Origin of the sequence: Streptomyces sp. NPDC096339, from assembly GCF_044762985.1 — a bacterium.
GTDB lineage: Bacteria > Actinomycetota > Actinomycetes > Streptomycetales > Streptomycetaceae > Streptomyces.
Map to the genome: position 1 here is coordinate 13259 of NZ_JBIWFI010000036.1, position 17993 is coordinate 31251.

The window sequence follows — 17993 nt, forward strand, 5'->3', positions numbered from 1 at the left end:
CAAGCAGCTTGTTTATTTGAACTGGGTAGTTCATTTCGATGGCTGGGACGGTAGCATGACGGCATGAGCGTTGGCGAGACCCCGAAAACGAGTGCGGCCCCGGCGGACCGGGGCCGGATGGACAAGCGCCGGGCCATCGTGGAGGCGGCCCTGCGGGTCTTCTCCCGCGTCGGCTACAGCCAGGCGAGCCTGGACCTGATCGCCACCGAGGCGGGCGTCGCGAAGCCGACGATCTACAACCACCTCGGGTCGAAGGAGAACCTCTTCCGGCACGTGATGACGGAGACCGCGGCCCGCTCCAACGCGAAGACCCTCGACGTGCTGGAGTCCTTCCCCACCGGCCCCGACGGCCTGCGGCCCGGCCTGGAGGACGTGGCCCACAAGCTGGTCGACTGCTACTGCGACGAACAGTCCGAATCGGTCCGCCGGCTGCTGTACGCGGAGGCCGTCCGCTTCCCCGACCTCTTCGACGAGGTCCGCGCGAGCGGCCCCAACCAGTTCACCGACGCCCTCGCCGGACGCCTCGCGCGCCTCGCCAACGCGGGACACCTGCGGATCGAGGACCCGGAGCGCGCCGCCAACCAGTTCATCGCCCTCGTGTACGAGGAACTGCCGGGCCTGAGCGCGCTCGGCACCCGGCCCCTCGACCCCCGGCAGGTCACCCGGATCGTCAGCGCCGGCGTGGACACCTTCCTGCGCGCCTTCGGCCCCGGCCGGCCGGCGGACGGCGAAACCGGGACCGGGACCGGGACCGCGGACGGAGCCGGGGCGGGCGTCAGCGGCTGATCCGCCCGTACTCCCCGCGGAAGAACACCAGCGGCTCACCCTCCCGCGACGCGTCGAGGCGGAGTACCCGGCAGACCACGATCACGTGGTCGCCCGCCGGATGCTCCGCCTCCACCGCGCATTCGAGCCAGGCCAGAGCCCCCTCCAGAAGAGGGGCCCCGCCCGGCGACCGGGTCCACGGCAGCCCGCCGAACTTGTCCGCGCCGCGGACCGAGAGCCGGGTGGCGGCATCCCGCTGGTCCGCGCCCAGGATGCTGATCCCCAGCAGGCCGGCCGCCCTGACGAGCGGCCAGCTGGTGCTCGTGTGCGCCACGCAGAACGAGACGAGCGGCGGATCGAGCGAGACCGAACAGAACGAGTTCGCGGCCAGTCCCGCCCGGGCGCCCGTCGAGGGATCGCTCGCCGTGACCGCCACGACCCCGGTCGCGAACCGCCCGAACACACTGCGCAGACATCGGGAACCGTCGGCCACGGCCGCCGCCCCCGTCACGGCCGGGCCGCCCGGGCGTGGTGTGCGTAGCGCAGCCGGGCGAACTCGCGGGTGAGGGCGACCCGCTGTTCGCCGTACCCGCCGCGCATGCGCAGCACGGACAGCAGCGTCCACAGTCTGGTCTGCGCGAAGTACGACGGGGACCCGTGCACGTCGTCATGGGCCAGCAGCCGTACCCCGCGCACCCGCTCGCGCAGCAGCCGCGCGTCGGCGGGCGGGATGATCTCGTCGCGCAGGCTGGTGACATGGGCCACCGGAACGTCGAGGGCGGACAGCTCCGCCGGGTCCAGCGCCCAGGCCCCGGCCAGCGAGTACACCTCCCCGGGCGTCGAACGTGCCAGGTGGGCCAGGGTGTCCGTGGTGATCCGGGGCACCGTCCGCTGCCACTCGGCGTCGGTGAAGAAGGAGTGCAGCGGGGCGCCGGCCCCCACCACACCCCGGATCCGGTCGTCGTGCAGGGCCGCCCGCAATGCCAGGTGGCCGCTGAAACTCAGGGCCAGCAGGTAGGTCCGCGCGGTGTCGGCCCGGTCCCCGACCGCGTCCAGCACGGCCGAGAACATCCGGTGGCTGTCGCCGTCGTAGGGCAGGGTGTTCTCCCCGACGCCCGGCATCTCGGTGACCACACCGGCGAAGCCCAGTCCGGCCAGCTGGAGCAGGACCGGCGCCCACTGCTCCTTGATGGAGACGATCCCGCCGGTCATCACCAACAGCGGTTTGGGGTCGTCCGGGTCCAGGCCGGTGGTCCAGCAGCGGATCCGCCCCTCGGGCAGTTCCACGTCCAGGCGCCCGATCGCGGGGAAGTCCCCGGCCCACTGCCCGAAGGCGGCCGTGCACCGTTCGAGTGCGGCGGCCCGCGCCGGGCCGTCCACGAAGGGGAACCGTGCCATGTTGAAGTGGACGGAGGCCTCCAGGGGCCGGCCCCCGGCCGCCAGCCGCTCCGCCTCCGCGCTCCACTCGTACGTCCAGGAGCCCGGTGTGCCGCCCTCGTCGTGGCGGATCCGGGCGAGGAGCGGATCGTAGTGCTCGGCGGGCAGTCCCTGCGACGCGGTGTGCGCCACCACGAAGTTCTTCAGCTCGGCGATGTCGTTCATACGCCCTCCAGCGCTTCCTTCACCTCGGTCAGCACGTCCGCCGCCTCCGCCCCGTCGATCGCCCGGTGGTCGAAGGCCAGGCTCAGCCGCAGCACCGGGGCGACGGCCACCCGCCCGTCACGGACCACGGCCCGGTCCACGATCCGTCCGACGCCGAAGGTGGTCGTCGTACCGCCCACCGAGTGGAAGGAGTCCACCGCCCGGTGCCCCAGCGAGGTCACCGAGAAGGTCCCCGTCAGATGCGGTCGCAGCGCCAGCGAGCGGGCGGCCTTGCGGAAGGCCAGCCGACCCTCCGACCAGGACAGCCGATGGAGCCGGCGCACGCCCTCGAAGTCGGCGAGCTCCCCCGGGTCGCCGTCCCGGACCCGGGCGATGTGCGCCTGGATCGCGGGCAGTTCGGCGTCGTGGAGATCGGGGACGACGGTCCCCAGCACCACCCGGCGGCCCTCCAGGGTCCGGTCCAGGGCCAGCTTCCCGTTCACGAACGGGTAGTGGGCGATCCGGGGCCGCTTCGGGCCGCCCTGGACGGCCGCGTTGGCGTCCGGATGCCCGGCCAGCACCCGGCCCGCCGCCCGCAGCACGTACGCCGTGACGGAATGGCGCACGCCCTCCTCGGCCACGGCGGCGGCCCGGTGCGCCAGCACCCCGGTCATGTCCACCTCCGTGTCGAGGAAGACGGGGGAGAAGTCGCGGATCACCTCCAGGAAGAACAGGGTGTGGTGGCGCTGGCGGGGCAGCGGCACGCCCTCCGGGGCCGGCCGGGTGCTCACGGCGAGACCGCGAGCAGGTAGAGGGCCTCCAGGCTGGGGGCCTCCAGGACGTCGGCGAGCGACAGCGGGCGGCCCGTCTCCCGTTCCAGGATCGTGCACAGGGCCAGCAGGTGGACGGAGTCCCAGGAATCGACGGTGTCCAGCCCGCGGCCGAGGTCCTCGGCCGTCACGGACAGCGCCAGTTCGTCGTTCAGCAGGCCGACGAAGTCCTCCACGGTCTTCACAGGGCGTTCCCTTCGGGGTGTACGGAATCGAACCGCGCCGTCAGCCGCACGTGCGCGGCGGGCTCCGGCAGCGGCTCCAGGGCGTGGCGGTACGCGGCGGCCTTCTCGTCGAAGGCGACGGTGGAGAAGCCGGACCGCGGATAGAAGTCGGCGACCTTGCCGTTCTTCGCGGTGCGCCGGTAGCGGGCCAGCACCTGCGCGGCGCCCGTCTCCCGCGCGTGCCGCAGCACGGCGGCCAGGACCGTCTGCTCGATTCCGCGGGAGAACACCCGGCAGCTGAGCAGGAAGTTGTCCAGGTGCACCGTGTCCCCGTCGCGGCGCAGCAGCACCGCTCCCACCAGCCCGTTGTCACCGAACCGGTCACCGGAGGTGATGGTCAGCAGGCCCGCGGAGGGGTCCGCAGCCAGCGCCCGGACGTCCGACGGCTGAAGACGCTGGGTCGTGAGGTTGAACTGGTTCGTGCGCAGGGTGAGTTGGGACACCCGGTCGTACTGGGCCGGAGCGGCCGGCGCCAGGGTCACCGACACGTCCAACTCCCGGAGGTAGCCCTCCAGCGAGTCGAAGGTGTCCAGGAAGTCCTGCCGGGCCCGCTCCTCCCGGTACCGGTCGGGCCGGGCGAGGTCCTCCGCGGTCAGCCGGCGGGCGTCGAACCACCCCTCCTCCAGCAGCGCCGCCGTGTGCAGGGCCGGCTCTTCGCCCAGCCCGACCACCGCGACCCCGGGGAGCTCCCGCCGGACCAGACCGCACTCGAAGGCGCTGTCGTCCGCGAAGACGATGCTGTCCACGCCCACGTTCAGCTCGCGGGCCAGCTCGGTCAGATTGTCGTGCTTGGGCCGCCAGTTCGCCTTGATCCGTACGAAGTCCTCGTCCCGCAGCGTCAGATCGGGATGCTCCCGCAGGGTCTTGACCACCACGTCCTGGTCGTTCTTGCTGACCGCCGCCAGCAGGACGCCCTGGGAGCCGAGCTGCTTCGCGGCCCGCTGGAAGCGGCGGAACGCCTCGCCCCGGTAGCTGCCGGCCGTCTCGATGCCCTCCGGGCCGACCTCGCCCAGCACCCCGCCCCACACCGTGTCGTCCAGGTCGAGGGCCAGGACCTTCTTGGCGCCTCCGGCCGACTGCCGGGCCAGGTGACCGACCTCGCGGGCGTACCCGGCCAGCAGGGCGTCCGACAGGTGGGCCTTGGCGTACACGCTCTGGCGCACGTCCCGGGCGGCGATCCCCTCGGCGAGCAGCGGGTCGAGGTCCACGGTGACGACCTCGGGGTGTTCCCCGGACAGCCGCAGCAGGCGCACGTTCGCCTCCCGCCACAGCGCGCCCAGCCGGGCTCGGGCCCCCAGGTCCACCAGCTGCGCGGTGAGTTCGCGGGGCAGCGGGAGGGTGTTGAGGACCAGGGTGGCCGAGCGGGCGGTCTCCACGAAGACGGCGACGGCCCGCTCGACCTGGGCGAGCTTCTGCGACAGGACCCGCTCGGCGTCCTCCACCCTCCAGGGCAGGGGAAGTTCGTCGGCGACCAGCGCCGCGTCGAGCACGCACAGGGCCAGCGCGGGCCGGGCCGCGTACAGCGCGCTGGAAGGGTCGGCCAGGTCGAAGAGCCAGCTGCCGAAGTCCGAGGTCCGGACCCGGGCCAGGATCCCGTGCCGGGCCAGCTCGGCCGTCAGCAGCGGGGCCAGGGCCGACAGCGTCCCGTGCCCGGTGACCGCGACGACCGGGGCCGGGGTCGCCGGGTGCGCTGCCAGGACGGCGTCCGCGTCCAGCCGGGCGAGGAGCCGGCCGGCCCGCGCCAGCTCCTGTCCGGAAAGCCCGGCCAGCAGGCCCGGCACGGCCGGGTACCGGTCGACCAGGTCGCCCGCGCGGTGCAGCTCGGCCAGTGAGTCCGCCACGTCAGCCGTTCCCTTCGAGGGCGAAGCCCGCCTTGATCCACTTGCTGGACTCGATCGAGATGCCGACCGCCCGTGTTCCCGCGCCGACCGGACCCGCCAGCGCCCGCTCCAGCTGGAGGAAGACGATGGCGTTCCCGCAGTTGCCGGAATCGTCCACGACGGACACGTCCACCGCCGAAGGCAGGCCGAGCCGTTGGGAGATGAGCTTGGTCATCCGCCCCGACAGCTGGGGCGGAAGCAGTACGTCCACGTCCTCGGGCCGCCAGCCGAGCCCGTCGAGGAGCTCCGCCAGCACCTCCTGCGCCATGACGGGCACGTGCTCCTCGATCGCCTTGTAGTCCTCGCTCGCCGCCGGTCGGGTGCTGTCCCGGTCCGCGGGCCCGAACCACTCCAGCACCGCCCCAGGTTCCCGGCCCCGCCCCACCAGGCGGGTGAACAGGCCCCGCACCCGCGCCGAGCCCGGCGCCGGCTCCGTGCTGAGCACCGCCGCCCCGGCCGCGTCCCCGAAGAGCACGTAGTTCACCAGCTCGGCCGGCGCGGCCTTGCGCAGGTCGGCGCCGACGTCGTAGAATCGCGCGATCACATCGCCCCCGAGTACCAGTACGGTACGGGCGTCACCGCTCAGCAGGATCTGCCGGGCCACGTCCAGCGCCTGCACGGCCCCGGAACACCCCGACTGGAGCTGGAAGCTGCGCACCCCGTCGATGCCGAGACGATCGGCGACGATGTTGACGGTGGCCGGCATCAGCCGGTCCGGGGTCGCCGTGCCCAGGACCACCGCGTCCACGTCCCGCCCGGTCAGCCCGGCCGCGTCGAGCGCGCGTCTGCCCGCCTCTTCGGCGAGGTCCGCCAGCGAGCTCGTGATCTTCCCCGACTCCAGGTCCAGCGCCAGATGGCGGGACCGGGTGCCGATGAACGCCTCCACCCACTGCTCCCACAGCGGGTCCATCCCGAACCGCCGGGCCAGCGTGACGTTGTCCACGGGGGGCCCGGGCAGCGCGGAGGCCGCCGAGAGGACGTGTACGTCGCGACCGGTCATCAGTGTTGCTCCCTCCTCGCAGCGTCGGGCGTCAGTCGGACAGCAGGATCCGGGCCTCGGCGGACGCCCGGACCCCGGTCATCCGCCACTTGCGGAACCCGGTCAGGCCCTCGTAGCGGCCGCTCGTCCCGGTGGCCGGGTAGTACACCCACTCGCTGGTGCGCACGTCGTTGAAGTCGGCCCAGCCCTCGGCGTGGATGGTGCCGTCATCGAGGGTGATGTCCTCGGTGTAGTAGGTCAGCAGCCCGCCGTCGGCCGGGCGCACGTACTCGATCCGGAACGAGCCGTGCGAGGTGCCGATGAGCTTGCCCGACTCGTCGAAGAGCTCGTCGTCGAAGGTGCCGGTCTGGCCGATCTGCGGATCGGAGACCTCCACGTCGTCGACGACCTTGACGACGATCTCCTTCGGGACGCGGATCACGATCTGCTCTGCCATGTGCCTGGTTCCTTTCGATGGGGGTGAGGGGTGATGGGTGAGGGGTGATGGGTGGGGTGTGATGGGTGGGGACGCGCCCGGTGCGGCCCGCGTCCCGGGGTGTCACAGAACGGTGGACGGCGGCTCGCCCGCGATCAGCGGCGGGCCGCCCGGGACGGCGCCCGCACCGGTGAACCGGGCCGCGCCGGCCGGCCCCAGGCCGTCCCGGGAGGACGGGTGGGACCCGAGGAACGCCTCCTCGGCCGGCAGGTGCGGCCGGGCCAGCACCCGCCAGAAGCTGGTGCCGGTCCCCGTGCCGCCGCCCAGCGGGTCGTTGTCGGAGAAGGTGTACGGCGCGTACTGGCGTCCCGTCGGATCGGGCTGGGTGAAGCGGCCCCAGAACCCGTTGTAGAGGTGGTGGTCCAGGACGTGCGCGCTGCGCAGCAACTGGTAGGCGCCCCGGTAGCGGAACGGATTGGCCGAGGCGGCCGGCCCCGTCGCGGTGACCGCCCCGTGCGGGGTGTACCGGTAGCGGGCCGCGAGCCGCCCCTCCCCGTCGACCAGGGCCAGGACCGAGCCCCGCTGGTCGGTCACCGCCCAGTGGGTCCGCCCGTCGGAGGTCACCACGGCCAGCAGAGACCCGTCCGGCGCCCGCACGAAGTCGGTCGGCACCCCGTCGTCGGTGACGCGGACCACGCCGAGCGGACCGTGCGTCAGGACGTGCGTGACCGTACGGCCGTCCACGGTGGTCTCGGTGATCCGGCGCGGCGTCTCCTGGCCGAGCCCGTCGTAGGCGATGTCGACGACGCGCTGCCCGCCGAAGACGCCGGAAAGCGTCTGGTGCGTCGGGCTGTAGGCGAACGAACCCGTCGGGTTCTGCTCCTCGGTGAAGTTCCCGGCGCCGTCGTAGTCGAAGGTCGTCCGTCCGAAGACCTTGACCTGACCGGCGGGGTTGAGCGTGAACCGGACATCGCCCAGGCGCACCAGGTGGTTGGCCGCGTCGTACGCGAACTCCGTCTCCCCGGCGCGCACCAGGCGCTTGAGGCCGTCGTACGCGTACCCGGTGAACTCGCCGTCCTCGATGGTGTGGCGCAGCACGTCGTCGTCCGCGCCGCCGCCCGAGCTGTACCCGTACTCGACCGACAGGAGCGTTTCGCCGGAGGCGTGGCCGCGTACCGTCAGGCGGGTCCTGCGCCCCGACGCGTCGTACGCGATCTCCTGGACCGCCGGACCGAAGTCCACGGAGACCAGCCGGCCCGCGGCGTCGTGGGCGAACACGGCGGTACCGCCGGCCGGGGTGGTGACCGAGGCGGTGCGGCCGGCGGCATCGTGTCCGTACAGGGTGGTGCCGCCGGGCGTCTCCAGGGACGTCAGGAGGCCCTCGGCGTCGTACCCGGCCCGAAGTTCCTCGGAGCCGTCGCCGTCGGTCCTGCGCACGGACGCCGGACGGTCGCCGCCGGCGGTGCGGATCCACTCGAAGGCGTGGGACCAGCCCGGTCCGGAGCGGCGCACGACCCGGCCGAGCCCGTCGTGGGACAGGGACAGCAGCGCGGTCCCCGACTCCTCGTCGGTCACTTCGTTCAGCCGGCCCGCGGCGTCGTAACCGCGGCCGAGCGTACGCCCGTTGCCGTCGGTGACGTGCGAGAGGCGGCCGAGGACGTCGTACCGGTAGGCGGTGGCGCCGAGCGGAGCGGGCGGGGCGACCTCGACCAGTCGGCCCGCGGCGTCGTGGCGGAACGCGGTGGTGGCCCCGTTGCCGTCGGTCAGCGTGCTGATCCGCCCGTGCCCGGGGTCGTAGGCGCGGGTGTCCACCGGGTTCTCCCGGCTGGGGACCCGTGCGACGGTGACCCGCCCGGCGCCGTCGCGCTCCAGCAGCAGTTCGTTCCCGGCCGGGTCCCGCACGGCGCTCGGCAGCGCCGGATGAGCGGGATCGCCGTACCTGAACGAGGCGACGGCCGAGGTGGGCAGGCGGACCGACACCAGCCGGCCGGCGTCGTCGTAGGAACGCAGCAGCGCGGCGCCGGTGGCGTCCGAGGAGCGGGTGGGCAGGCCGCGGGCGTCCCACTCCTGCTCGGAGGTGTTGCCCAGCGGGTCGGTCACGGCCACCGGACGCCCGGCCCCGTCGAAGGCGTACACGGTGGCGTGGCCCGCCGGTCCGGTGACGGTGGTCCGGCCGCTCCCGTACGCGAACCCGATGGCGACGGGGCCGTCCGGGCCCTCCCAGCCGAGCGAGGACACCGAGGCACCCTCGTAGCCGAGGAGCACCGGCCCGTCGTGCGGCGGGGTCACCCGGACGAGCCGGCCCTCGCCGTCCCACGCGAACGTGGTCTCCGCTCCGGTGGCGTCGCCGTGCCGCACCAGCCGCCCGGAGGCGTCGTAGCCGAACGAGGCGGCCTGTGCCCCCGCGGGATCTGTGATCTTGGTGATCCGGCCGTCCGGGTCCCGGTGGAGCGTCGCCACCCCGGCGTCGGCACCGGTGACCGCCACCGGTTCGAGGTCCGGTCCGCGGCCCTGGTCGACGACGAGCCCCGCGCCGGCCTCCAGCGACCAGCCGGGCCCGAAGCCCTCGTCCCGGTCCACGTGGCCGCGGTACTCGCGCACCAGGCGCCGGTCGCGGCCGGCGCCGCCGACGACGAGTTCGAGCGTGCGGACCCGCGGCTCCCCGGAGAAGAGGTCGACGACCAGTTCCGTACGGTCGCCGAGGGGCAGGCGCCGGACGGCGCGGCGGGTCGGTACGTCCCCGAACGTGGGCACGGCGGCTCCTCGTGGCAGAGTGGGTGGGCGCCCGGCGGCGGGGGCCGCCGGGCGGAACGCCAGGCTCGCCCCGCCGTCTAAAGCTCGTCTAAGGCCCTCCCCGGGTGTGGCGCGTTCCCGTGCCGGAGCCAAGGGTGCAAGGGCGATGAACCTTCTGTAACAGGCCAGTTGTGGCCAGAGAACTTCTCTTAGGCTGTCGCAAGCCCAGCACTTCCCGGACACCGCCAGGAAGGAGACGTGCCGTGCATCCCCACGACGTCGTCACAGTGCGGGGAAGCGCCCCGGCTTCCGCACCCGCACCCGCACCCGCCCCCGCATCCGCATCCGCCCCTGCCCGCGCACCCGGCCCCGCCCGCGAGCCCGCGTCCGCCACCGTCCGTACCGTCGAACTGGAGCGCCTGGAACAGGTCGTCACCGCCGCGGCCCAGGGCCGCCCCGCCCTCGCCGAACTCACCGGCGACCCGGGTACCGGCAAGAGCCGTCTGCTGACGGCACTGGCCCGCCGCGCGGACGACCGCGGAGTCCGGACCCTGCGCGGCCGCTGTGCGCCGGCCGATGCGGCGGTCCCCTACCAGCCGATCCTGAACGCCCTCTCCTCCTGGCGCTCGGACTGCGGCGACGGGGCCCCGCCCGCTGCCGCCGCCGGCCTCATCCGGGCGCTGTCCGACACCTCGCACGGGGCCGGAACAGGTTTCGGCGGACACCCCCGGCGGCGGGGCGAACTGCGCCGCCTGATCGGCGCCTGCCTCGCCGAATCCCCCGGCGGGCTGCTGCTGGTCCTCGACGACTACCACTGGGCCGACCCCCACACCGCCGGATTCCTGGAGACACTGGTCCAGTGGCCGGTGGACGGCGGGCTCGGCGTGGTCGTGGCCCACCGGCCCCGCCAGATACCCGCCGCCGTCCGCGCCCCGCTGCACGAGGGGGTCGAGGAAGGCTCCGTGGACCTCGTCGAACTGACCGGACTCGCCCCGGCCCAGACCGCCACGCTCCTGGGGACCGGCCCCGACGACCCCACGACGCTCGACCTGCACGTCGAGGGCGCCGCCAACCCCCTCTACGTCCTGGCCCTCGCCGCCGTCCGGCCGCGGGGCGAGGACGCCTCGTACGCCGGGTCCGCCGACGTCCGGGCCGCTCGCGGTCTCGGCGTACGACTGCACGCGGAGACCCAGCCGCTCGACGGGGAGACCCGAACCGTCATCCACGCGGCCGCGGTGGTCGGCGACGCCTTCACCGTCGACACCGTCGCCGCGGTGGCCGGCATCGAGCGGGGCCGCGCGTGCGCCTGCCTGGCCGAGCTCCGCAGGCTCGACCTCGTCCGGACCGAAGGCCCCGGACGGCTGACCTTCCGCCACCCCCTGCTGCGCCGCTGCGTATACGAGGAGACGGACGCGTGCTGGCGGGCCGGCGCCCACGGCCGGGCCCTCGCGGCGCTGCGCACCGGGGGAGCGCCGGCCACCGAACTCGCCCCCCACGTCGAACGCGCCGGCATCGGTACGGTCCCCGCCGACCGGCGGATCCTCGCCACCGCCGCACGAACGGCCCTGCATCTCGGCAGACCCGCCACCGCCGCCCACTGGCTGACGGTCGCCATGCGCCTGGACCGGGCCACCGGAACGCCCCGGGAGGAGCAGGTGCCCGCCGAACTGTGGCGGTCCGTGGTCCAGGCCCTCGCCGCCGAGGGCGACGCCGACCGGGTGAGCCTGCTGGCCCGCGAGATCCTCGCCGCACCGTCGGCGCACGCCGGCGCCGGCGCGGTCGCCTTCCTCTCCGGCGTTCAGGCGGCCCTGGGCCGTGACGAGGAGGCCCAGGCGCTGCTGGCCGCCGAACTCTCCGCCGACACCGGCGCGGATCCCGAATCCGTGGCGCTCCTCCAGCTCCAGCAGCAGGTCTCCCGGGTCCTCGCCGGCCAGGTGCCCGCGCGCGCCGACATCGAGTCGCTCGTCAGGCGCACCGCGCACCGTCTGCCGCTCACCGCGGCCGGCGCCCTCGCCCTGCGGGGACTGTGCGCGGTGGTGGCCGGTGACACCTCCTCCGCGGAGTGGGCGTTGGACGCCGCCGCCCAGACGCTCGACGGCCTCGACGGTCCCGACGGCAGCGGTGACGGCACGGCGGCCGACGGCCGGATGAGTCCGCTGCTTCTCCTGCTGAGCTGGGCCGAGGCGCTGATGGGCTGGTACGGGCCCGCGACGGGCCACGCCGAGCGGGCCGTGGCGGCCGTCCGGGAAGCCGGCGACGTCCACCTGCTGGTGCCGCTGCTGGACACCCTCGGCTACATCCACTACCAGTCGGGCCGGATGCCCGAGGCGCTGGCCGCGGCCCAGGAGTGCCGCGACCTGGCCACCGCGGCCGGCCGGAGGGACCACGTCAAGCTCTCGGACGCCATCACCGCCGCCGCCTGGGCACAGTTGGGACTCACCCGGTCGGTCGGCCGGCACGAGGGCCACAGGCCGACGGGCGATCCGCTCGCCGATGCCCGCACCCCCCTCAACGCGCTGCTGCTGGCGGAGGCCCACCTCGCCCGCGGCGAGGGGGAAGCCGCCCTCGGCCTGCTCCTGCCCCGCCGCGAGGCATGGCGCGTCTGCGAACCCGTCGCGGTGTTCGCCGCCCGGGGCTACGAACTGCTGGCCGCGGCCGCGCTCGCGGCGGGTCCGGAGCGGACGGGACTGGACCCCGCCACCATCGAGGAGTGGGCGGACCACTCCGCCGAAGCCGCGGTGGCCGTCGGAATCGCCGAACAGCGCGGCCACGCCCTGCTGGCCCGCGGCCACGCCCTGCTGAGCAGGCGCCAGACGGCCGAGGCGGCCGGCCGCTACGCGGAGGCGTACGAGCTGCTGGGCGCCGACAGCCCCGCGGGCGCCCGGGCCCGGGAACTGGTCCGAGCCGTCGGCAGCGGCACGGCTCCCGCGCCCGGCACCGCACCGGGAACCACGTCGGAGGGCCCGCTCGCCGAACTCACCCTGCGCGAGAAGCAGGTGGCGGAGCTGGCGGGGGAGGGCCGCAAGACCAAGGAGATCGCCCTGCGCCTCACAGTCAGCCCCCGCACGGTCGACGCCCATCTCACCCGCATCTACAGCAAGTTGGGGGTGAACTCGCGGGCCGAACTGGTTCGTCTGGTCGCGCTGGCGGACTGAGGGACCGCCACCGCGGTGGCCAGCAGGCCGCCGCGGGCGCTCCAGCGTCCCTCGAACCGGCGCAGCTCCCGCCCGTCGTCCCGGTGGCCGGGCACCAGGAGCTCGGCCCGGAAGGTCCGGTCCACCGGATCGAAGGACAGCTCCGCCTCGTGGAAGTCCAGCAGCCTGCCGGTCAGCGGGAACCAGGCCTTGTACACGGCCTCCTTGGCGCTGAACAGCAGCCGGTCCCACCGCGTTTCGGGGCGCAGGGCGAGCAGGGCCCGGATCCGGTCGCGCTCCCGCGGCAGCGACACCGACTCCAGCATCCCGCGCGGCAGCGGTTCGTCCGGCTCGGCGTCGATCCCGACGGCCAGGCCGTCCCGCGTCCGGGCCGCGACGGCCGCCCGGTAGCCGCGACAGTGCGTCATGCTCCCGACGACACCGTCGGGCCACCCGGGCGCCCCGCGCGCCCCGGGCAGCAGCGGCTCGTAGGCCACGCCCAGCTCGTCCAGGGCCAGCGAGGCGCAGTGGCGCACGGTGGTGAACTCGCGCCGCCTCGACGCGACGGCCCGGGCCACCACGGCCTCCTCCGCCGGGTGCAGGCGGGCCTGGGGCGGGTCGCCGTACACCTCGGCCGCGACGGCCCAGGACGGCAGCAGCGACCGGATCACGGAGCCTCCCCCACGGAGCCGTGGCCGCCGGCGAGGACCAGCCGGGGGCCGGGGGGACGTGCGGCGCGGCGCCGCCATTCACGGGGATAGCCCATCGAAACCTCCTCGAAGCGGACGCCGTCGTACCAGGTCGTCCGCGGAATGTGCAGATGGCCGTACACCACGGCCTCGGCGTGGAACCGCACGTGCCAGTCGGCGGTCGCCCCGGTCCCGCACCACAGCGCGAAGTCGGGGTGCCGCAACACCCGCGTGGGCTCACGGACCAGGGGGAAGTGGTTGACGAGTACCGTGCGGACGTCCGGCCCGAGCGCCGCGAGCCGCCGCTCGGTCGACGCCACGCGGTCCCGGCACCAGGCGTCCGCGGACGGATACGGATCGGGACGCAGCAGCACCTCGTCCGTGCACACCACCCCGTTCTCGGCGGCCAGGGCCAGCGCCTCCCGCTTGTCGCGCACGCCCGGCCGACGGAAGGAGTAGTCGTACAGGAGGAACAGCGGCGCCACCGTCACCGGCCCGGCGGGCCCCTGCCACACGGGGTACGGATCCTCGGGAGTGTGCACCCCCAACTTCCTGCACACCGCGACCAGATGCTCGTACCGGGCCACTCCGCGCAGCTCCAGCGGATCGCTCGGGTGGGACCACAGCTCGTGGTTCCCCGGCGCCCACACCACCGTGGCGAAGCGCCGGCTCAGCAGGGCCAGGGTCGCCTCTACCTCGGAGGCGATCTCACCCACGTCGCCCGCCACCAGCAGCCAGTCGTCCTCGTGACGGGGGCGCAAGGCCTCCAGCGCGATGACGTTCTCCTCGTACGAGACGTGCAGGTCGCTCACGGCGAGCAGGCTCCCGCCGGTGCGCCGGGCGCTCACGCGGGCAGGGGCAGCATGCCGCACACCAGCTCCGCGAGCGCCGCCACGTGATCGGTCAGGAAGAAGTGGCCGCCCGGCAGGATGCGCAGCTCGAAGGGGCCGCTCGTCTGGGCGCCCCAGGCGCGCACGTCGTCGGGCGGTGCCTCGGTGTCGCGGTCGCCGGCCAGCCCCAGGACCGGACAGGACAGCGGGGTGCCGGGCGTGGGCACGTAGTGGGCCAGGGCCCGGTAGTCGGCGCGCAGTACGGGCAGTACCAGCCCCAGCATGTCCTGGTCGTCGAGCAGCCCGGAGGCCGTGCCGCCCAGGGAGCGCACCTTGGCCACCAGCGCCCGGTCGTCGGCCGGCCGGTCCGCCTCGGGGTGGCGCCGCGAGGGGGCCCGGCGCCCGGACAGGAGCAGCCCGTCCGGTCCGCCGGCGGGGGTGTCCGCGAGCCGGACGGCCACCTCGTACGCGAGCGAGGCACCCATGCTGTGCCCGAGGAACAGCCGGGGCCGGGCGCCGGCGGCCGGGGGAAGGGCCGCCGCGATCCGGTCGGCGAGCCGGTGCAGATCGGTGACCGGAGCCTCCTGGTGGCGCTCCTGCCGCCCCGGGTACTGCACGGCGAGCACCTCGACGGCCGGGGCCAGCGCCCGGGACACGGGGAACCAGTAGGCGGCCGAACCTCCGGCGTGCGGGAAGCAGACCAGCTCCGCCGAGGCCTCGGGGGACGGGTGGAAGCGGCGTACCCACGCCGAGGGGTCCTCCGCGGGAGCCGTGTGCGGCGCCATGGTCAGCCCGCCAGCGGAAGGTCGAGGAGCCGGTCGGAGGTCAGGATGGCCTGGTGCAGCCGGCGCAGCGACCGGCACGGCTCCAGCCCCAGCTCCGAGCGCAGCACCTGCTGGGCCGAGCGGAACACGCGCAGCGCCTCGGCCTGCCGCTCGGAGCGGTAGAGCACCAGCATCAACTGGCGGTAGAAGGACTCGCGCAGTGGATACTCGGCGATCAGCCCGTGCAGCAGGCTGATCACCTCGCGGTGCCGGCCCAGCGCGGTGCGCGCCTCCACCGAGAGCTCCAGGCAGTCGAGCCGCTCCTCCTCCACCCAGGTGGCGAAGGCCGAGAGGGCCGGCCCCTCGGCCGTGCCGTCGAGGACCGGCCCGCGGACGAGCAGCAGCGCCCGCTCGAAGGACTCCAGGGCCGCCTCGTGCTGCCCGGCGTGCTGGCGCGCGCGTCCCGTCCGCATCAACTCCTGGAAGTCGGCGACGTCGTAGCTCGCCCCGTCCAGCCGCAGCACGTACCCGGAGGGCTTGGTGACGATGGCGGTGCCCTCGTGGTCCCCGGCGGAGGCCAGGAACTTGCGCAGCTGCGAGAGGTAGACGTGCACGGCGGCCGAGGCCCTGCGCGGCGGCGCCGCACTCCACAGCTCGGCGACCAGCTGTTCCTTGGTGGTGACCCGGCCCGCGGCGATGAGCAGGGTCGCCAGGGTCATCTCCATCTTGGGGGCGCTCAGGGAGCGGTGTTCCGTGCCGTTCGACACGAGTAGCGGACCCAGCAGTTCGTAACGCATCGACACCCCGTGAGTAGTGGGAACACACTTTCGCGTCCCTCTGTGACCACTCTCCGAGGGGCGGTGTTGTCCACGCATCGGGGAAAGTACGTACGTACGCCGATTGGCCGAAAAGCACACGGTGCCGCGCGTGTCCGAAGGCCGCCGGGAGACGCCCTCGACACACGTGTCACCAGCGGTTTTGGAACGGCTTTGGCGAGGGGCCCGATCATGCGCGGATGCCGTCGTTCATGCTGCGTTGTCTGAAAGGCCTGGGGCGCTGGCTCGTGGCCGCCGGCGCCCTGTGGCTCCCGCCCCAGCCCGCCCCCGAACCCCGCCACCCGTACGGCCCGCCCCCCGACCACCCCGAACGCCTCATCCCGAGCACCCCCCTCACCGAAACGGAACGCGTCCTGCGCGCCGAACTCCCGGGCTGGCCCTGACCCGGAGCCACCCCGCCCACCGGGCGGCCCGGCATCCGGGCGCGCGTCACCCCCCGTACTTCCGGGGGGTCAGAGAGCGAAGAAGCCCGGTACCCGGCCGTCCGGTGTTCCGACGAGGGCTGCCCGGTCGAGCAGGATGTTGTTGTTCTCGCAGCTCGTCTCGGGGAGCAGCAAACAGGCGTGGCAGGCTGCCACGTTGAGGCCGTCGACGCCGCTCGCCTCGGCTTCCATGCACAAGGGGTCGTTCGAGCACCAGCTCGCCCTGTGCAGGGCGGACCGGAGCGATCTTTCGAGACGGTCCGGTTCACCCTGTCCGACGACACCACCGAGGCTGCCCGCCGAGTCGCTGGTGGCCGTGTAGACGAGCACCCCGGCCATGTCACCTTCGCCATAGATCCGTTCACGAAGGGAAGCGGCCGGGTAGCCGCCGTCGAGGCTCCATTCGTTGATCAGGACGTGTGCCAGGGCGTGCAGCAGGAGGAAGCGGGGCGTGGCGGGCGAGGACGGAACCGGTTTGCCGGAGTCTCCGGCACGTGCCGACAGCAGCCGGTCGTGGTTCTCCCTGACCCGCGCGGCACGAGCCACCTGGCCGGGTTCCTGCTCCCAGCTCCGCAGACGGTCCGGGTCGAGTCGTACGAACACCCCTTCGCCACTGACCTCGAAGGCCGGCAGCCAATTCGGCTTGGCCAGGGAGATCGGGGCCTCGCGCAGGGCCGAGTCCGCATCGCTCGGTTCCTCCACACGACGGAACGACTTCAGCGCCCGCACCTCGCGCAGTCGTTTGACCAGCATCACCTGGGCCAGACCGTGGGAAGACCGCAGCGATCCGATGGGGGCGACCGGGGGCTCGCAGACGAACTCCTGCTGCTCGTCGGCCACTTCCGGGTGTTCCTTGATCAGGCTTTGGTACTCGCCCTCGTAGATCTCCCGCCGATGGTCGCGGGCCCGGTTGCCGGTCTCGGTGTCATCGGCCGTCCGGGCGGCGACCGATTCGGCGGTGCGTCGCCGTTCGACCTCGGCCACCACGTCGTCCCCGGTGTACTCCGGGTGATGAACGAGCAGCTTCTGCATGCGCACGTACGCCTTGATGGAAGCGTCGTCCTCGTCTTTGAAGATCTCGTAGAACGGTGCGACGACCTTGGCGATGCCCTGGCTCCACGGGGGGATGGACAGAGCCGAGTGCATGACCGGGAACCAGACCGAGGAGGAACCTCGCTGGAGCGTGCGGGGCGGCTCCTGACAACCGGCGGCCGGAGCGTCCCTGAGCCATGGGCTGCGGCCCGCGCACCGGATTCCGAGGTCCCGGAGGGCTTGCCGGCGGAAGGACCCCTCCATGGAGACCTCCTCCACCCCGCACGTGCAACCGATCAGCACGGAGCGCAGCGATGCGGTCGAGCCGTCGGCGCGGAACGTCAGTCGGCCGCCACAGGTCCCGGGTTCCGTTCGGTTGCCCCGGTGGACCCACTTCCAGTAGGGGAAGTCCTCGAGATGCCCGTGCGTGCAGGCGATCACGAAGCGGGACGGGACCAGGTTCTCCTGGCAGGTCGAGCACTCGGCCCGGCCGGCCCGTGAGTTGAACTTGCGGAACGGGAGCAGCTGGTGACAGCCGGGGCACGAGTACATCTCCGGGAAGCGCACCGCCCGTACACCGTCCCTGGCCCGCTCGGAATCCGGTGCGGGGGGCAGCCGGAAGCCGGAGACGCCCAACTGGCCCGCCAGGCGGGGCTCCGAGATGGGAGGCGCCTCGGACACGTCCCAGGAGTCGATGCCTCGGATCAGGAAGGACTCGTTCTCCACCGCGATCATGGCGCCGACGCCGTAGGTCGTGACGAGCTGGCTCCGGCGGATCTCCCCGAGCCTGCGGACGGTGCTCGCCGGGGTCGACGGGAGCCCGCGGCGACGGGTGCGGGGCGGGGCAGGGCTCATGGC

General features: G+C 73.7%; 16 protein-coding genes. 3 read left to right on the forward strand and 13 right to left on the reverse strand.

Going from position 1 to position 17993, the window contains the following annotated elements:
* Window positions 1–63: 63 nt before the first annotated feature.
* Entirely contained in the window at window positions 64–786 is a 723-nt protein-coding gene (locus ACIQ5Y_RS32320; RefSeq protein WP_403888515.1) for a TetR/AcrR family transcriptional regulator, read from the forward strand.
* Here the strand turns inward: ACIQ5Y_RS32320 and ACIQ5Y_RS32325 are convergent.
* The 8 genes from ACIQ5Y_RS32325 to ACIQ5Y_RS32360 all read right to left on the reverse strand — a co-directional run bounded on the left by ACIQ5Y_RS32325 (window position 776) and on the right by ACIQ5Y_RS32360 (window position 9449).
* A complete protein-coding gene (locus ACIQ5Y_RS32325) occupies window positions 776–1258 on the reverse strand; it encodes a flavin reductase family protein (RefSeq protein WP_403888518.1) in 483 nt (160 codons plus the stop codon). The genes ACIQ5Y_RS32320 and ACIQ5Y_RS32325 overlap by 11 nt on opposite strands.
* 14 nt (window positions 1259–1272) lie before the next feature.
* Window positions 1273–2367 (reverse strand): alpha/beta hydrolase, encoded by a 1095-nt coding sequence (locus tag ACIQ5Y_RS32330; protein WP_403888521.1) that lies wholly within the window; start codon window positions 2365–2367, stop codon window positions 1273–1275.
* On the reverse strand, window positions 2364–3137 hold the full coding sequence (locus tag ACIQ5Y_RS32335) for a 2-oxo acid dehydrogenase subunit E2 (protein ID WP_403888524.1): 774 nt from the start codon (window positions 3135–3137) through the stop codon (window positions 2364–2366). The genes ACIQ5Y_RS32330 and ACIQ5Y_RS32335 overlap by 4 nt, the downstream gene beginning before the upstream one ends.
* The gene (locus tag ACIQ5Y_RS32340) at window positions 3134–3361 is read right to left on the reverse strand and encodes an acyl carrier protein (protein WP_403888527.1); all 228 of its coding nucleotides are present in this window, start codon (window positions 3359–3361) and stop codon (window positions 3134–3136) included. Before ACIQ5Y_RS32340 ends, ACIQ5Y_RS32335 begins: the two co-directional genes overlap by 4 nt.
* The gene (locus ACIQ5Y_RS32345; protein WP_403888530.1) at window positions 3358–5241 is read right to left on the reverse strand and encodes an HAD-IIIC family phosphatase; all 1884 of its coding nucleotides are present in this window, start codon (window positions 5239–5241) and stop codon (window positions 3358–3360) included. The genes ACIQ5Y_RS32340 and ACIQ5Y_RS32345 overlap by 4 nt, the downstream gene beginning before the upstream one ends.
* A 1-nt stretch (window position 5242) precedes the next feature.
* Window positions 5243–6280, reverse strand: a complete 1038-nt coding sequence (locus ACIQ5Y_RS32350) for a 3-oxoacyl-ACP synthase III family protein (RefSeq protein ID WP_403888532.1) — start codon at window positions 6278–6280, stop codon at window positions 5243–5245.
* A 31-nt stretch (window positions 6281–6311) separates the two neighbouring features.
* Entirely contained in the window at window positions 6312–6716 is a 405-nt protein-coding gene (locus tag ACIQ5Y_RS32355; protein ID WP_403888535.1) for a hypothetical protein, read from the reverse strand.
* Window positions 6717–6818: 102 nt separating this feature from the next.
* On the reverse strand, window positions 6819–9449 hold the full coding sequence (locus ACIQ5Y_RS32360) for an RHS repeat protein (RefSeq protein WP_403888538.1): 2631 nt from the start codon (window positions 9447–9449) through the stop codon (window positions 6819–6821).
* Window positions 9450–9691: 242 nt separating this feature from the next.
* On the opposite strand from ACIQ5Y_RS32360, the gene ACIQ5Y_RS32365 reads away from it, so the two are divergent.
* Window positions 9692–12583, forward strand: coding sequence for an ATP-binding protein (locus ACIQ5Y_RS32365; RefSeq protein ID WP_403888541.1), 2892 nt, complete (start codon window positions 9692–9694; stop codon window positions 12581–12583).
* On the opposite strand, the gene ACIQ5Y_RS32370 is transcribed toward ACIQ5Y_RS32365, so the two are convergent.
* From ACIQ5Y_RS32370 to ACIQ5Y_RS32385, 4 genes are read right to left on the reverse strand one after another with little or no spacing between them, the layout of a single operon-like run.
* Window positions 12520–13233 carry a 4'-phosphopantetheinyl transferase gene (locus tag ACIQ5Y_RS32370; protein WP_403888544.1) on the reverse strand — a complete coding sequence of 238 codons (714 nt, stop codon included), beginning with the start codon at window positions 13231–13233 and terminating at the stop codon, window positions 12520–12522. The two genes, ACIQ5Y_RS32365 and ACIQ5Y_RS32370, sit on opposite strands and share 64 nt — an antisense overlap.
* On the reverse strand, window positions 13230–14099 hold the full coding sequence (locus ACIQ5Y_RS32375) for a metallophosphoesterase family protein (RefSeq protein WP_403888547.1): 870 nt from the start codon (window positions 14097–14099) through the stop codon (window positions 13230–13232). The genes ACIQ5Y_RS32370 and ACIQ5Y_RS32375 overlap by 4 nt, the downstream gene beginning before the upstream one ends.
* Window positions 14096–14866 carry a thioesterase II family protein gene (locus ACIQ5Y_RS32380; protein ID WP_403888550.1) on the reverse strand — a complete coding sequence of 257 codons (771 nt, stop codon included), beginning with the start codon at window positions 14864–14866 and terminating at the stop codon, window positions 14096–14098. The genes ACIQ5Y_RS32375 and ACIQ5Y_RS32380 overlap by 4 nt, the downstream gene beginning before the upstream one ends.
* Before the next feature lie 2 nt (window positions 14867–14868).
* The gene (locus ACIQ5Y_RS32385; protein WP_403888553.1) at window positions 14869–15642 is read right to left on the reverse strand and encodes a BTAD domain-containing putative transcriptional regulator; all 774 of its coding nucleotides are present in this window, start codon (window positions 15640–15642) and stop codon (window positions 14869–14871) included.
* 218 nt (window positions 15643–15860) lie between these two features.
* On the opposite strand from ACIQ5Y_RS32385, the gene ACIQ5Y_RS32390 reads away from it, so the two are divergent.
* Complete coding sequence (locus ACIQ5Y_RS32390; RefSeq protein WP_403888556.1) at window positions 15861–16064, forward strand: DUF6059 family protein; 204 nt, start codon at window positions 15861–15863, stop codon at window positions 16062–16064.
* Between the two features lie 69 nt (window positions 16065–16133).
* Here ACIQ5Y_RS32390 and drmB read toward each other — a convergent pair whose 3' ends face one another.
* The gene (gene drmB / locus ACIQ5Y_RS32395) at window positions 16134–17990 is read right to left on the reverse strand and encodes a DrmB family protein (RefSeq protein ID WP_403888559.1); all 1857 of its coding nucleotides are present in this window, start codon (window positions 17988–17990) and stop codon (window positions 16134–16136) included.
* Window positions 17991–17993: the final 3 nt, after the last annotated feature.

What these genes read in the sequence shown, in the direction of transcription:
- ACIQ5Y_RS32320 (WP_403888515.1), top strand. Translation starts at nt 64, where the DNA reads ATGAGCGTTGGCGAGACCCCGAAAACGAGTGCGGCCCCGGCGGACCGG.
- ACIQ5Y_RS32330 (WP_403888521.1), bottom strand. Translation starts at nt 2,367, where the DNA reads ATGAACGACATCGCCGAGCTGAAGAACTTCGTGGTGGCGCACACCGCG.
- ACIQ5Y_RS32350 (WP_403888532.1), bottom strand. Translation starts at nt 6,280, where the DNA reads ATGACCGGTCGCGACGTACACGTCCTCTCGGCGGCCTCCGCGCTGCCC.
- ACIQ5Y_RS32355 (WP_403888535.1), bottom strand. Translation starts at nt 6,716, where the DNA reads ATGGCAGAGCAGATCGTGATCCGCGTCCCGAAGGAGATCGTCGTCAAG.
- ACIQ5Y_RS32380 (WP_403888550.1), bottom strand. Translation starts at nt 14,866, where the DNA reads ATGGCGCCGCACACGGCTCCCGCGGAGGACCCCTCGGCGTGGGTACGC.
- ACIQ5Y_RS32385 (WP_403888553.1), bottom strand. Translation starts at nt 15,642, where the DNA reads ATGCGTTACGAACTGCTGGGTCCGCTACTCGTGTCGAACGGCACGGAA.
- ACIQ5Y_RS32390 (WP_403888556.1), top strand. Translation starts at nt 15,861, where the DNA reads ATGCCGTCGTTCATGCTGCGTTGTCTGAAAGGCCTGGGGCGCTGGCTC.
- drmB (WP_403888559.1), bottom strand. Translation starts at nt 17,990, where the DNA reads ATGAGCCCTGCCCCGCCCCGCACCCGTCGCCGCGGGCTCCCGTCGACC.